Source organism: Pseudomonas songnenensis (assembly GCF_003696315.1).
Taxonomy (GTDB): domain Bacteria; phylum Pseudomonadota; class Gammaproteobacteria; order Pseudomonadales; family Pseudomonadaceae; genus Stutzerimonas; species Stutzerimonas songnenensis.
The window spans coordinates 77,264-90,403 of sequence record NZ_RFFN01000008.1; the positions used below are offsets into that span (position 1 = coordinate 77,264).

At 60.8% G+C, this 13,140-nt stretch carries 14 protein-coding genes; 11 read left to right on the forward strand and 3 right to left on the reverse strand.

What is annotated here, in order from left to right; genetic code table 11:
- Positions 1 to 12 precede the first annotated feature (12 nt).
- On the reverse strand, positions 13 to 312 hold the full coding sequence (locus EA798_RS17955; protein ID WP_003279791.1) for a DUF1883 domain-containing protein: 300 nt from the start codon (positions 310 to 312) through the stop codon (positions 13 to 15).
- Between the two features lie 331 nt (positions 313 to 643).
- Here EA798_RS17955 and EA798_RS17960 point away from each other — a divergent pair, with 331 nt between their 5' ends.
- The 8 genes from EA798_RS17960 to EA798_RS17995 all read left to right on the forward strand — a co-directional run bounded on the left by EA798_RS17960 (position 644) and on the right by EA798_RS17995 (position 8,256).
- The gene (locus tag EA798_RS17960; protein ID WP_122099820.1) at positions 644 to 1,792 is read left to right on the forward strand and encodes an MFS transporter; all 1,149 of its coding nucleotides are present in this window, start codon (positions 644 to 646) and stop codon (positions 1,790 to 1,792) included.
- A gap of 22 nt (positions 1,793 to 1,814) precedes the next feature.
- Positions 1,815 to 2,855, forward strand: a complete 1,041-nt coding sequence (locus EA798_RS17965; protein WP_122099821.1) for an RNA methyltransferase — start codon at positions 1,815 to 1,817, stop codon at positions 2,853 to 2,855.
- Positions 2,856 to 2,937: 82 nt separating this feature from the next.
- Positions 2,938 to 4,254 (forward strand): leucine-rich repeat-containing protein kinase family protein, encoded by a 1,317-nt coding sequence (locus tag EA798_RS17970; protein WP_122099822.1) that lies wholly within the window; start codon positions 2,938 to 2,940, stop codon positions 4,252 to 4,254.
- Between the two features lie 26 nt (positions 4,255 to 4,280).
- Positions 4,281 to 4,727, forward strand: a complete 447-nt coding sequence (locus tag EA798_RS17975) for a 3-phosphoshikimate 1-carboxyvinyltransferase (RefSeq protein ID WP_122099823.1) — start codon at positions 4,281 to 4,283, stop codon at positions 4,725 to 4,727.
- Positions 4,728 to 4,889: 162 nt separating this feature from the next.
- Positions 4,890 to 5,420: an Hsp20/alpha crystallin family protein gene (locus EA798_RS17980; RefSeq protein ID WP_122099824.1), complete on the forward strand. Its 531-nt coding sequence runs from the start codon at positions 4,890 to 4,892 to the stop codon at positions 5,418 to 5,420.
- A 135-nt stretch (positions 5,421 to 5,555) separates the two neighbouring features.
- Positions 5,556 to 5,768 carry a DUF2970 domain-containing protein gene (locus EA798_RS17985; protein WP_122099825.1) on the forward strand — a complete coding sequence of 71 codons (213 nt, stop codon included), beginning with the start codon at positions 5,556 to 5,558 and terminating at the stop codon, positions 5,766 to 5,768.
- Between the two features lie 345 nt (positions 5,769 to 6,113).
- Positions 6,114 to 7,772 (forward strand): nitrite/sulfite reductase, encoded by a 1,659-nt coding sequence (locus tag EA798_RS17990; RefSeq protein ID WP_106158625.1) that lies wholly within the window; start codon positions 6,114 to 6,116, stop codon positions 7,770 to 7,772.
- Entirely contained in the window at positions 7,756 to 8,256 is a 501-nt protein-coding gene (locus EA798_RS17995; protein WP_106158624.1) for a DUF934 domain-containing protein, read from the forward strand. The genes EA798_RS17990 and EA798_RS17995 overlap by 17 nt, the downstream gene beginning before the upstream one ends.
- A gap of 271 nt (positions 8,257 to 8,527) precedes the next feature.
- Here the strand turns inward: EA798_RS17995 and EA798_RS18000 are convergent, their stop codons facing one another.
- Both EA798_RS18000 and sohB read right to left on the reverse strand, forming a co-directional pair.
- Complete coding sequence (locus EA798_RS18000) at positions 8,528 to 9,520, reverse strand: YhdH/YhfP family quinone oxidoreductase (RefSeq protein ID WP_122099826.1); 993 nt, start codon at positions 9,518 to 9,520, stop codon at positions 8,528 to 8,530.
- A gap of 13 nt (positions 9,521 to 9,533) precedes the next feature.
- The gene (gene sohB / locus EA798_RS18005) at positions 9,534 to 10,556 is read right to left on the reverse strand and encodes a protease SohB (RefSeq protein ID WP_122099827.1); all 1,023 of its coding nucleotides are present in this window, start codon (positions 10,554 to 10,556) and stop codon (positions 9,534 to 9,536) included.
- A 181-nt stretch (positions 10,557 to 10,737) separates the two neighbouring features.
- Here sohB and EA798_RS18010 point away from each other — a divergent pair, with 181 nt between their 5' ends.
- From EA798_RS18010 to EA798_RS18020, 3 genes are all read left to right on the forward strand, one after another.
- Positions 10,738 to 11,436, forward strand: a complete 699-nt coding sequence (locus EA798_RS18010) for a histidine phosphatase family protein (RefSeq protein ID WP_106158621.1) — start codon at positions 10,738 to 10,740, stop codon at positions 11,434 to 11,436.
- A 58-nt stretch (positions 11,437 to 11,494) separates the two neighbouring features.
- Complete coding sequence (locus tag EA798_RS18015) at positions 11,495 to 11,809, forward strand: SCP2 sterol-binding domain-containing protein (protein ID WP_003296758.1); 315 nt, start codon at positions 11,495 to 11,497, stop codon at positions 11,807 to 11,809.
- 209 nt (positions 11,810 to 12,018) lie between these two features.
- Positions 12,019 to 13,086: a phosphotransferase family protein gene (locus EA798_RS18020; protein ID WP_122099828.1), complete on the forward strand. Its 1,068-nt coding sequence runs from the start codon at positions 12,019 to 12,021 to the stop codon at positions 13,084 to 13,086.
- Positions 13,087 to 13,140 lie beyond the last annotated feature (54 nt).

Here is a 13,140-nt window from a genome sequence, read left to right on the forward strand (position 1 = left end):
CCCATTGGGCGATTACAGACGCGAGGGGGACCGTCGAATGACCCTGATCGAGTGGCTGAGGTTCGGTTTGCGCGTCACGCTGATCGGGCGCCGGGTGACCGTATCAATGGTGATGTTCCAGAAGCCGGTACTCGGCACCACGATTTTCGCCGGGAACTTATCGAATGCCCCGCCATGATAGGTGTGCCGACCGCCGTTCTTGAAACTGCGGAAATTGGCATCGTTCATCAGGCGGATGTTGCAGGTCTGCGAGCATTCGATGACAACGATGTCGTCTTCGTTGAGGTGCTCGCGCTGGTGTATGAACTTCATCGACTGCTCCGACAGCGCACATGGCGGCAAAGCGGCCAACGATAGCATGCACACCCACCGAATCGGACCGGTTGTCAGCCTCGAGGGAGGTGCACAGTGGTGTCAGGCCTGCGCGCGGGTTGTTCAGTAGCCCGGGTTGTGTATCCTCTGTGCACCTATCCAACAGCTACCCTCCTTCCATGCCCAGCACGTCACGCCCCTGCTCTTCAAGCCTGCCCGCGGGAAGCCGACTGCTGTTTCTCTTCGATACCGGACTGCTGGCCCTGTGGTGAAACGCGGCTCGCCGCGCACTCAACCCATCGCCAACCCAGTTCATCGAGGAATGCCGCCCATGCTTGCGGTCCGTAACACCGTTCAGATCGACGCCCCCATCGTGCGCAACGCAACCCGCTGCGGTTTTTTCATGGCCGGCTTCGGCCTGTCCGTCTGGGCGCCGCTGGTGCCCTATGTACGCGAACGCATCGAGATGACCGATGCAGTGTTCGGCCTTTTGCTGCTCTGCATTGGCGTCGGCTCGCTGACCTGGATGCCACTGTCCGGCGTACTGGTTAGCCGCTGGGGTATCCGCCCGGTGCAGCTGTGCAGCGTCGTGCTGTTGGCGTTGGCCCTGGCCGGCATGGCCCTGACCGACTCGATGCTGTTGCTGGCCCTGGCACTGTTCTGCTTCGGCGGCAGCCTGGGCGTCATCGACGTGATCATGAACATTCAGGCGGTGCTGGTGGAGACCGCGGTCGGCCGCCGGCTGATGTCGAACTTCCACGGCATGTACAGCCTCGGCGCCATCAGCGGCGCACTGATGCTCACGGGTTTGCTGACCCTCGGTCTGGCGCCGGAGATCGGCAGCTTTCTGATGATCGGGCTGATCGTTGCGGCGAATCTCGGCCTGGCTCGCGGCTTTCTGCCCAATCGTGCGCCGGGCGGCGGCATCGCCTTCGTGCGGCCCACAGGCGTGGTGCTGCTCGTAGGCCTGATGTGCTTTGTCGTCTATCTGGCCGAAGGCGCCGTGCTGGACTGGAGCGCGCTTTACCTGACCGGAGAGAAAGGCCTCGAAGTGGCCAAGGGCGGCCTGGGTTACGCAGCCTTCGCCCTCATGGTGACCATCGCGCGCTTTGCTGGCGGCCCGCTGGTCAATGCGCTCGGCACGGCCCGCGTCATTGCCTTCGGCGGGTTGCTCGCGGCATTCGGCATCGGCCTGAGCCTGGCCGCCGAGCATTGGGCCGTGGCGCTGATCGGCTACGGATTATGCGGGCTGGGCTGCGCCAACGTCTCGCCGGTGCTGATTTCGTCCCTGAGCCGGCAGGACGGCATGCCGGTGCAGCTGGCCGTTACCGTGGCGACCACCATCGGTTTCGCCGGAGTCCTCGCCGGCCCGGCCATGATGGGCGTGGTCGCGCATTTCAGCTCGCTGGGCATGGCCTTCGCGCTGCTCGCCGTCCTGCTGGTCGGCATCGTGCCGTTCTGCCGTCGCTTCACCGCGTGACCCCGGATAGAATGCGCGCCCTATGCGAATCCCAGACCTGCAGCAACGCCTCGCCGATATCGGCGCCAAGCCCCGTCATATCGGGCGAATGACCCGTGCCTGGCTCAAGGGCCTGCCGCTCGATGTCGGCCGGCGCCAGCAACAGGCCGAGGACTTCCTGCCGCTGAGCGTGCGCGAAGGGCTGTCGACGCTGAGCGCCGAGATCGACGGACTGGCGCGGCTGCGTTCCGAACACCCGGCGGCCGACGGTTCGGCGCGTCTACTAGTGGAGCTGACCGATGGGCAGATGGTGGAAAGTGTCCTGCTGCCGCGCGACGGCCTGTGCGTGTCCAGTCAGGTCGGCTGCGCCGTAGGTTGCGTGTTCTGCATGACCGGCAAGAGCGGACTGCTGCGTCAGCTGGGCAGTGCCGAAATCGTCGCCCAGGTCGCCCTCGCCCGACGCTTCCGCCCGGTAAAGAAGGTGGTGTTCATGGGCATGGGCGAGCCCGCACACAATCTCGACAACGTGCTCGAAGCCATCGACCTGCTCGGCACGGACGGCGGCATCGGCCACAAGAATCTGGTGTTCTCCACCGTCGGCGACATGCGCGTGTTCGAGCGCCTGCCGCAGCAGCGGGTCAAGCCGGCGCTGGCCCTGTCCCTGCACAGTACCGATGCGGCGCTGCGTCAGGCCCTGCTGCCGCGAGCGCCGCAGATCACACCCGACGAACTGGTCGACCTCGGCGAAGCCTACGCCCGCGCGACCGGATTCCCGATCCAGTACCAGTGGACCCTGCTCAAGGGCATCAACGACAACCAGGATGAGATGGATGGCATCCTGCGCCTGCTCAAGGGCAAGTACGCGGTGATGAACCTGATCCCCTACAACAGTCTGGAAGATGACGAATATCAGCGTCCCGATGGCGAGCGCATCGTGCAGATCGTGCGTTACCTGCACAGCCGCGGCGTGTTGACCAAGGTACGCAACTCGGCCGGCCAGGACATCGATGGCGGTTGCGGCCAGCTCCGCGCCCGGGCCGAGCAGGTGCTCGATCGCAAGCGACGCGTTGATCGCGGGGCCTGAACCCGCAAGCCGCAGTCACTGTCCCAGCGCAATACGATTGATGGCCCGCCTGGCCTCATACAGCAAGGAAAGCGCAAGCCGCATGCACACACTGGAACAACTGGAAAGTGGTGAACTGACAGGAATCCGCCGTCTCGATCTCTCGGCCGACCTGCAGCATTTTCCCGAAACGATCTTCGCTCTCGCCGATACGCTGGAAGTACTGAATCTCTCCGGCAACCGACTCGACAGCCTGCCGTCCGACCTGTCCCGCCTGCGCAAGCTGCGCATTCTGTTCTGCTCCGACAACCTCTTCGCCGAGGTGCCGGACTGCCTCGGCGACTGCGAGCAGTTGGAGATGATCGGCTTCAAGGCCAACCAGATTCGCTATCTGCCCGCCGCCGCGTTGCCGCCGGCGTTGCGCTGGCTGATCCTCACCGACAACCAGCTGCAGGCATTGCCTGACGAGATCGGCAACTGCCGGCGGCTGCAGAAACTGATGCTCGCTGGCAACCAGCTGTCTTCGCTGCCGGATTCGCTGGCCAATTGCACCAACCTCGAACTGCTGCGCATCGCTGCGAACCACCTGCCGGCGTTGCCAGACTGGTTGCTGACGCTGCCGCGCCTCAGCTGGCTGGCCGCCGCCGGCAACCCCTTCAGCGATACCAACGAAGCGATGAGCCTCGCGCGTCATTCGCTACCGGCGATCCCGCGCGAACAGGTCATACTGCACGAGCAGCTGGGCCAGGGTGCATCCGGCATCATTTACCGTGCCGGGTGGCAGCCAACCGGGCAAGCGCCGAAGCAAATGGCCGCCAAGCTGTTCAAGGGCCATGTCACCAGCGACGGCCTGCCCCACAGCGAGATGGCCGCCTGCGTGTCCGCTGGCGCCCATCCGAACCTGATCGATGTTGCCGGGCCGCTGGCCGATCAGCCGGGTCAAACGCCGGGTCTGCTGATGAATCTGGTCGAGCCGGCCTTCCAGCCACTGGCTGGTCCGCCGTCGCTGGTCAGTTGCACACGCGATTGCTACGCCGAGGATCGATCCTTTGCGCTCGAGCAGGTGCTGTGCATTGCCCGCGGCACCGCCTCGGCAGTCGCTCACCTGCATGAGCGCGGCATCCTGCATGGCGATCTATACGCGCATAATCTGCTGGTCGACCCAACGGGCGAATGCCTGCTCAGCGATTTCGGTGCGGCATCCTTCTTCGAGCCGCAGAGCGCTACCGGACGTGCATTGCAGCGGATCGAATCCCGTGCCTTCGGTTGCCTGCTCGAGGAATTGCTGCAACGCTGCGCTGGCTTCGATGACGACCCGCGTCTTCGCGCCCTGCTCGAGATGCAAGATCGATGCATGAGCGAGCAGCCGGAGCACCGCCCCCTTCTCAGCCAGTTGGCCACCACACTCGCCGCGCTCTGACGCGCCTTACCGGAGCGACCCATGCAATGCCATCACCCATAGATGAAGAACACACGCCCTACCCCAAGCCCTATTCGGATCTGCCCATCGATCAGGACCCATTCATTCGGGGGCTGAAACAGCGCCTGCCGCAGGATTTGCGTGAGTCTTTCAGCGACGAGCAGCTCGAAGCGTTGCGCGGTGTATTTGGCGCACGCTCCTGGGTCAAGCATCGGATCGATCTACGCGGCACGATACGGTTGTGGAGCGATCGCTACTACTTCGCGATCGTTGCCGGCCGCAACAAGCGAAACCTGATACGCCCGCAACAAAACCTCTCGCTGATCGCAAAGGCTGCGTTGGCCACCGTGTTCCTGCTGTTCTCTGGTCTGGTCGGCCTGGTGATTCTTTATCTGCTCAAGTCCGCGCTGGGCATCAATCTGTTCCCAGGCTTCTCGCTGGGGCTGTGGGACTGGTTCAAACAGAGCCTCTGAGCAAACGGTGCTCAGGAGTCCTTGCCACTTGCCAGGCAGGCACTACGCTTTGATATCGCCACGATAGTTGGTCCGCCGTTGATCAGAATCAAACCGGAATCTGTACGGCGGGTAAAAACTGAATGCGCTGTTAACTTCACGAGCTTCTCAGGAGTTTGCGAAATGAATGACGCTTCGAACAAACCATCCGTATCAGCGGACGAAAAGAAGATCACATCTACGCCTCAGGAGCCATGGCGCCCCTTTGACTCCCTGCGCCGACAGGTAGACCGTCTCTTCGACGACTTCGAACGGCCCTGGCATCTGCCATTCAGCCGCCACGCCATGGAGACCACGCCACTGTGGCAGGGCGGTCCCAGCCGGATGCCGGTGGTGGACGTTGTCGAGAAGGAAAACGCCTTCGAGATCACCGCGGAACTTCCCGGGCTGGATGAGAAGGACGTCGAGGTAAAGCTCGTCGGCAACAGCCTGGTCATCAAGGGCGAGAAGCGTCAGGAACACAAGGAAGAAAAGGACGGATATCACCTGTCCGAGCGATCCTATGGCAGCTTCCAGCGCAGCTTTGCGCTGCCCGAAGGCGTAGACCGCGACAAGATCGATGCGAAATTCGGCAAGGGCGTGTTGCGCCTTTCGTTGCCCAAGCTGCCGGGCTCTGCCGATGGTGCGAAAACCATCGCCGTCAAGGCCGAGTAACGATAGCCGGGACCGACCGACGGGCCGGTCCCCGCTTTCCGTCAAGTACGACTCCACGCGCCCGCTTCTCTTTCCCGCCCGATCACCTTTGCCACGCTCGGCTAGACTCCGGAAAAGCCCAGACCCGAGGCAACCATGAAAGATGAGCAGGAAAAACGCCTGACCCTACGTGAGATGCTTGGCAGCGTATTGGCGGCCGCATTGGGCGTGCAGAGCGGCAAGAACAGAGCTCGCGATTTCAGCCACGGTAAACCCAGCCACTTCATCATTCTTGGCGTGGGCTTCACCGTGCTGTTCGTGCTGATGATCCTGGGATTGGTCAAACTGGTGCTGTATCTGGTCAGCTGATAGCCGCTACTGATGGCTGACCCAGAATATCGCCGTACCTACCGCAAGCATGATCAAGCTGAAGATCGCCGCAGCGTCCACTACACTGTCGCGCTGGTCGTTTCTCACGGGACGTCTCCTCTGACAGTTCGATGACATCGAAAGCCTGCATTTACCGAGTTAAGACCACGTATCGCTGTTGCTCAAGGGCACATGGCTATAAGCCAATTTCGGCTGGTTTAGTTCTAAACATATTCCCAAACATCACTTTTGCGTATAACCGGTAGCTGGTATCGTGCCGCCCTCCCTGAATGGGTGCGCGGCCGTGCGCGCGAATGCTGTAGACAGCCTGAAAACAGGACATTTATGTACGTTTACGATCAGTACGACCAACACATCATCGAGGATCGGGTCCGGCAGTTCCGCGACCAGACTCGCCGCTTCCTGGCTGGCGAACTCGCTGATGAAGAATTCCGCCCGCTGCGTCTGCAGAATGGCCTGTACATCCAGCGCTACGCGCCCATGCTACGGGTGGCTGTGCCCTATGGCCTGCTCTCTTCCACCCAGGTGCGCAAGCTGGCCGAGATCGCGCGACATTACGACAAGGGCTACGCACACATCAGTACCCGGACCAACGTGCAGTTCAACTGGCCCGAGCTGGAAGACGTACCGGAGATTCTCGCCGAGCTGGCAACCGTGCAGATGCACGCCATCCAGACCAGCGGCAACTGCATCCGCAACACCACCACCGACCAGTTCGCCGGTGTCGCCAAGGACGAGCTGATCGATCCACGGCCGTGGTGCGAGATCATTCGCCAGTGGTCGACCTTCCACCCCGAATTCGCCTTCCTGCCGCGCAAGTTCAAGATCGCCGTCAACGGCGCAGTCAGCGACCGCGCCGCCATCGAAGTACACGATATTGGCCTGGAAGCAGTGAAGAACGACGCCGGCGAGTTGGGCTTCCGCGTTTCGGTCGGTGGCGGCCTCGGCCGGACCCCGATCGTCGGCAGCTTCATCAACGAATTCCTGCCCTGGCAGCATCTGCTGAGCTATCTCGACGCTATCCTGCGGGTCTACAACCGCTATGGCCGTCGTGACAACAAGTTCAAGGCACGCATCAAGATCCTGGTCAAGGCGCTCACGCCTGAAGTGTTCGCCGAGCGCGTGGATTCCGAGTGGGCGCACCTGAAAGACGGCCCGACGACGCTGACCGAAGCTGAAGTTCAGCGTGTCAGCAAGTTCTTCGTCGATCCGGCATACAAGGCGCTGGAAGACCAGGACGCGGCGCTAGCCCAGCTGGACGCCGAGCATCCGGGCTTTGCCCGCTGGCGCCAGCGCAACGTGGTCGCACACAAGAAGCCCGGCTACGCCGCTGTCACCCTGTCGCTGAAGAGCACTGGCGTGGCACCCGGCGACGTCACCGACAAGCAGCTCGACGCCATCGCCGATCTGGCCGATCGCTACAGCTTCGGCGAGGTGCGCAACTCCCACGAACAGAACATGATCCTGGCCGATGTCGAGCAGGCCAAGCTGTTCGAACTGTGGCACGAACTGCGCGAGCTGGGCCTGGCTACGCCGAACATCGGCCTGCTGACCGACATCATCTGCTGCCCTGGCGGCGACTTCTGCTCGCTGGCCAATGCCAAGTCCATTCCGATCGCCGAATCCATCCAGCGTCGCTTCGATAACCTCGATTACCTGTTCGACCTGGGCAACATCGATCTGAACATCTCTGGCTGCATGAACGCCTGCGGTCATCACCATGTCGGCCACATAGGCATTCTGGGCGTGGATAAGAAAGGCGCGGAGTTCTACCAGGTCTCGCTGGGCGGCAGTTCCGGCCGTGATGCGAGCCTGGGGCAGATTCTCGGTCCATCCTTCGCCCAGGATTCGATGCCGGATGTGATCGAAAAGATCATCAACGTTTACGTGGAGCAGCGTACCGAGGATGAACAGTTCATCGATACTTTCCGCCGCATCGGCATTGATCCCTTCAAGGAGCGCGTCTATGCAGCGAATCATTAAGAACGATCAGCTGGTCGATGAAACCTGGCACCTGCTGCCCAAGGAACAGACGCTCGACGACCTGTGCAACAGTGACGACCTGATCGTGCCGCTGCATCTCTGGCTCGATCACGCCCATGCGTTGAAAGCCCGTGATGGCGGCCTCGGTGTATGGCTCGACGCGCACGAACAGATCGAAGAGATCGCCGACGATCTGGAGTATTTTCAGGTCATCGCGCTGAATTTCCCGAGCTTCACCGATGGTCGTCACTACTCCAGTGCCCGCCTGCTGCGTGAACGCTATGGCTATAAAGGCGAAATTCGTGCTATCGGTGACGTGCTGCGTGACCAGCTGTTCTACATGCGTCGCTGCGGCTTCGATGCTTTTGCCATTCGCGCCGATCGTGACCCAGTCGACGCGCTGGAAGGTTTGAAGGATTTTTCGGTTACCTATCAGGCAGCGGCCGATGATGAGCGCCCGCTGTTCCGCCGGCGTCAGGGCTGATACCAACTCAGCCGTACCCAGCAAATGAAAAGCCCGCCTATTGGCGGGCTTTTCATTGCTTCACTGGTACATCCAGAAATTCGGATGGTCGACCGGAGCGGTAACCTCTACGGCCTTTTTTCCGGCAGCGATCTGTTTGATTTTCTCGGCAAGCTTCTTCATGAACGATTTCCTCGGTTGCGGTCAGGAGTGGCGCTAGAGTCCGTCAATCGCTGCTTGCGAGGAAATTCATTACAGCTATCGCGCCGATAAACCGCTCAGTAGAAGCGATTCAATCGATGCGCACCAATATGCGCCCCACTTGGCCTCCGGCCAGGATACGCTCGATGGCCTGAGGCAGTTGCTCAAGGCTGATTTCGTGAGTCAGATCGTCGAGGTTGGCCAGCTTCCATTGCAATGACAGCTTGTCCCACATGGAGGCCTTGACCACCAGGGGGATTTCCACCGAGTCCACGCCCAGCAGATTGACCCCACGCAAGATGAAAGGCAGGACGCTTGCCTGGAAGTGAGTGCCCGCGGTGAGTCCGCAACAGGCTACGCTGGCGCCACGCTGCAACGACTTGACCACGTTGAACAGGATGTCTCCACCGACAGTATCCACCGCCCCGCCCCATTGCTCCTTGAGCAAGGCCTTCTCCACGCCAGCCTGCAATGCCGAACGCTCAACGATCTGACTGGCACCAAGGCGAGTGAGGAACGCTGCCTGATCAGCCTTGCCGGTTACCGCCGCGACCTTGTAACCGAGACTGGCCAGCAGCGCGACCGCAATGCTGCCAACGCCGCCCGTGGCTCCGGTCACGAGCAAGGGTGCTTCGCCCGGCTCCAGGCCGGCCTGTTCGAGCTTGTCGACACAGAGCGCGGCAGTCAGCCCAGCTGTGCCGAGCACCATCGCATCGCGCAGTGACAGGCCCTGTGGCCGCTTGATCACCCAAGCTGCCGGAACGCGGATGTACTGAGCGAAACCACCAGAGGTATTCATGCCCAGGTCGTAGCCGGTGACGATCACCTCGTCACCTTCGGCGAACTCGCCCACACTCGACGAAGCCACGACGCCCGCCGCGTCGATTCCCGGCGTATGCGGGTAGGACCGGGTCACGCCGCGGTTGCCGCTCGCGGATAGAGCGTCCTTGAAGTTCAGCGAGGAATAACGCACCCGGATGAGCACCTCACCGGCTGGCAGCTCGTCGATACCCCGCTCGACGAGTCTGGATTCGAAGCGGCCGTCGGCCACCTCACTGACTTGTAGTGCCTTGAAGCTGCTCATCGCGGTCCCCTTGTCATTGCCAAAAACGTTGTTCGTTCAGCCGGCTCCAGCCTTTCAGCAAGCCGTGCTCCATGACCGTACTGGCCGCCATGCCGAAACGCTCCGGCAGGCTCTTCTTCTGGATGTAATGCAGCTGGAACAGTTCCGCTTCCTGGGCGCGCTCGGCGAGGTACTGATCACTGGTCTTCAGCTCGTCCGCCAGGTGCTTGCCCAGCGCAGCGATGCCCAGCCAGACCTCCCCGGTTGCAACATCGTCTATCGAGAGGTTCTGCCGATAGCGGGCGACGAAGTTCTTGAACAGCTCATGGGTGGTTTCCAGATCCTCCTGGAACTTCTCCCGCCCCTTTTCGGTGTTCTCACCGAAAACGGTCAAGGTCCGCTTGTACTCACCCGCGGTGAGCACTTCGAAATCCACATCATGCTTCTTCAGCAGCCGATGCACGTTCGGCAACTGGGCCACCACACCGATGGAGCCGAGGATCGCAAAGGGGGCAGTAAGAATCCGGTTGCCGATACACGCCATCATGTAGCCACCGCTCGCCGCCACCTTGTCGACACAGACCGTCAGCGGTATGCCAGCGTCGCGGATGCGTACCAGCTGCGACGCGGCCAGGCCATAGCCATGCACCATACCGCCACCACTCTCCAGGCGCAGAACCACTTCGTCCTGCGGTGTTGCCATCGTCAGCAGGGCGGTGATCTCGTGGCGCAGGTTGTCGACGGCCGATGCGCGGATGTCGCCATCGAAATCGAGGACGAATACCCGCGCGGGCGTTTCAGGCTTCTTGTTCTGCTTGGCGGCCTTGGCTTCGCGTTTGCGCAATGCCTTGAACGCATCCTTCTCCAGCACGGCCTGCTCCAGGCGCTCGCGCATTGATTTGTAGAAGTCGTTGAGCTTGTGCACCTCAAGATGGCCACCGCCCTGCTTGCTGCGCCCCCGACGCATCGAAGCGAGCGCGATCAGCACGATCACGATTGCGACCACCAGCGTGACGGTCTTGGCCAGGAAGCTGGCGTAATCGACAAGAAATTCCACGTATTACCCCTCGGTGTGTTCCGGTTGCCGACAAGCACCCTTCGGCAGCAAGCCGCCAGCATACCGATGGGCCTTGGGCTGGGCTAGCGCATGCAATTCAAACAAACGTTCGAATTATCGTTGACACTCCGGAACGATGTCCCTACCCTCGCGAAAAACAGTGCCGGCCGGAGCAGCATGCATGGGCAGTATCTACCTGATCAGACATGGTCAGGCGTCATTCGGCGCAGAAAACTACGACGTGCTCTCTCCTCTCGGTTATCGCCAGTCCGAAGCGCTTGGCGACTATCTGGCGCAACTTGATGTGACCTTTGATCGCTGCCTGAGTGGCGAACTTGATCGTCAACAGGACACCGCACGCACCACGATTGCCAGACTGAGCACCCAGCCGGAACTCGAAATCGACGCGGCCTTTAACGAATTTCATGCCGATGCGGTTATCCGCGCCCACCTGCCCGACCTGCTCAAAGTCGAGCCGAACGCGATGCATATTCTGCGTAACGCCGCAGACCATCGGGCCGACTTCCAGCGGTTGTTCACCTATGTCGTACATCGCTGGATTTCCGGTGAACATGAAAAGGACGAACTCGAGAGCTGGCAGCACTTTCTCGACCGCGTGCGCGGCGGCCTGGAACGGGTACTGGAGCACGCCGGCAAGCGGGATCGCATTGCCATCTTCACATCCGGCGGAACCATCACCGCGCTGCTACAGCTGATCATCGGCGTACCGCCGGTCAAGGCATTCGAGATGAACTGGCAGATCGTCAACACTTCACTCAGTCTGTTGAAGTTTCGTGATCGCGATGTCGCACTCGCGTCCTTCAATAGTCATGCGCACCTGCAACTTCTGAAGAATCCGGAGCTCGTCACCCATAGATGAGCCCAGCCCCAAGCGGCCTTGAGCTGCGCACCCATAACGACCAGAAAAGGAAACCCTCATGAGCAACGTCGCCGAGACTTTCAAAGGCATGCAGTCGAAGTTCAACCCCAGTGCCGCTGCCGGCCTGGACCTGGTGTTTCAGTTCAACATCACCGATGCCGAGAACTACTACCTGGTAGTCAAGGATGGCACTTGCGATCTGCAGCAGGGCGAATCCAGCGACGCCAACGTCACCCTGATCATGGACAGCGAAACCATGCAGGGCATCGTCAGCGGTGAAACCGATGGCATGCAGGCCTTCATGGGCGGCAAGCTGCGCGCTGAAGGCGACATGATGCTGGCCCTGAAGCTCAGCGAACTGTTCCCGGCCTGAGCCGCAGGCGAGCCTGCCAGGTGACACAAGAAACCGAAGTCTCAGACTTCGGTTTTTTTATGCAGACGAACTTTCCGCCAGCGAATCAGGCACTTTGATTGACCGGCAACACTCAGGCCAATAACGGCGAGCGCCGCTTGGTCTGAGGAACTGCGAGCATTAGATTACTGAATCATCTTGGGCACCGAACATAAGCAGAAGGGATAACAATGGCGCTTACAGATCAAACCACCCGAGTCCGAGAAGGCGAAGAATTGCCGGTCGATGTGATCGACAGGTACCTCAAGGCGCACATCCCTGATCTGGAGGGTACGCCGCAGATTTCGCAGTTTCCCGGCGGCGCCTCCAATCTGACTTATCTGCTGAAGTACCCCGCGCTGGATCTGGTTCTGCGCCGCCCGCCCTTCGGCCACAAGGCGAAATCCGCCCACGACATGGGCCGTGAATTTCGCATCCTCAACCAGCTCAACGACGGTTTTCCCTATTGCCCGAAGGCCTATGTGTACTGCACCGACGAGTCGGTGATAGGCGCCGAGTTCTACGTCATGGAGCGGGTCAACGGCATCATCCTGCGCTCGGAGCTACCTGCGGAGCTGAATTTCGACGAGGCGCAGACCCGTGCCCTGTGCGAGAGCTTCATCGACAAGTTCGTCGAACTGCACAACGTCGATTACCAGGCCTGCGGGCTCGGCGATCTGGGCAAGCCGGAAGGCTATGTGAAGCGCCAGATAGAAGGCTGGAGCGAGCGCTACGAGCGCGCCATGACGCCCGATGCGCCCGCATGGGAGCCGGTCAAGGCCTGGCTGAAGGACAAGATGCCGGCTGATCACCCCAAGCCCGGAATCATTCACAACGATTACCGTTTCGACAACGTGATCCTGAACCCGGACAACCCGATGGAAATCATTGGCGTACTGGACTGGGAAATGACCACGATTGGTGATCCGCTGATGGATCTGGGCAACACCCTCGCCTACTGGATCGAGGCCGATGATCCACAGCCAATGCAGGCGATGCGTCGGCAGCCGAGCCATCTGCCCGGCATGCACACCCGCCAGGGCTTCGTCGATTACTACGCCCAGCGTGCCGGGATCGAAATTCCCTGCATCGACTTCTACTACACCTACGGCCTGTTTCGCCTGGCCGGAATCGTCCAGCAGATTTACTACCGCTTTTATCATGGCCAGACGCAAGACAAGCGTTTCGCCCAGTTCATCCACATGAACAAGTTGCTCGAGCAAAAGGCACTGCAAGTGATCGGGCAATCGAAGCTCTGAAGCCAACCCAAGCCCCGTGGCCCACCACGGGAACGAACAAGAAAAGAGGAACGA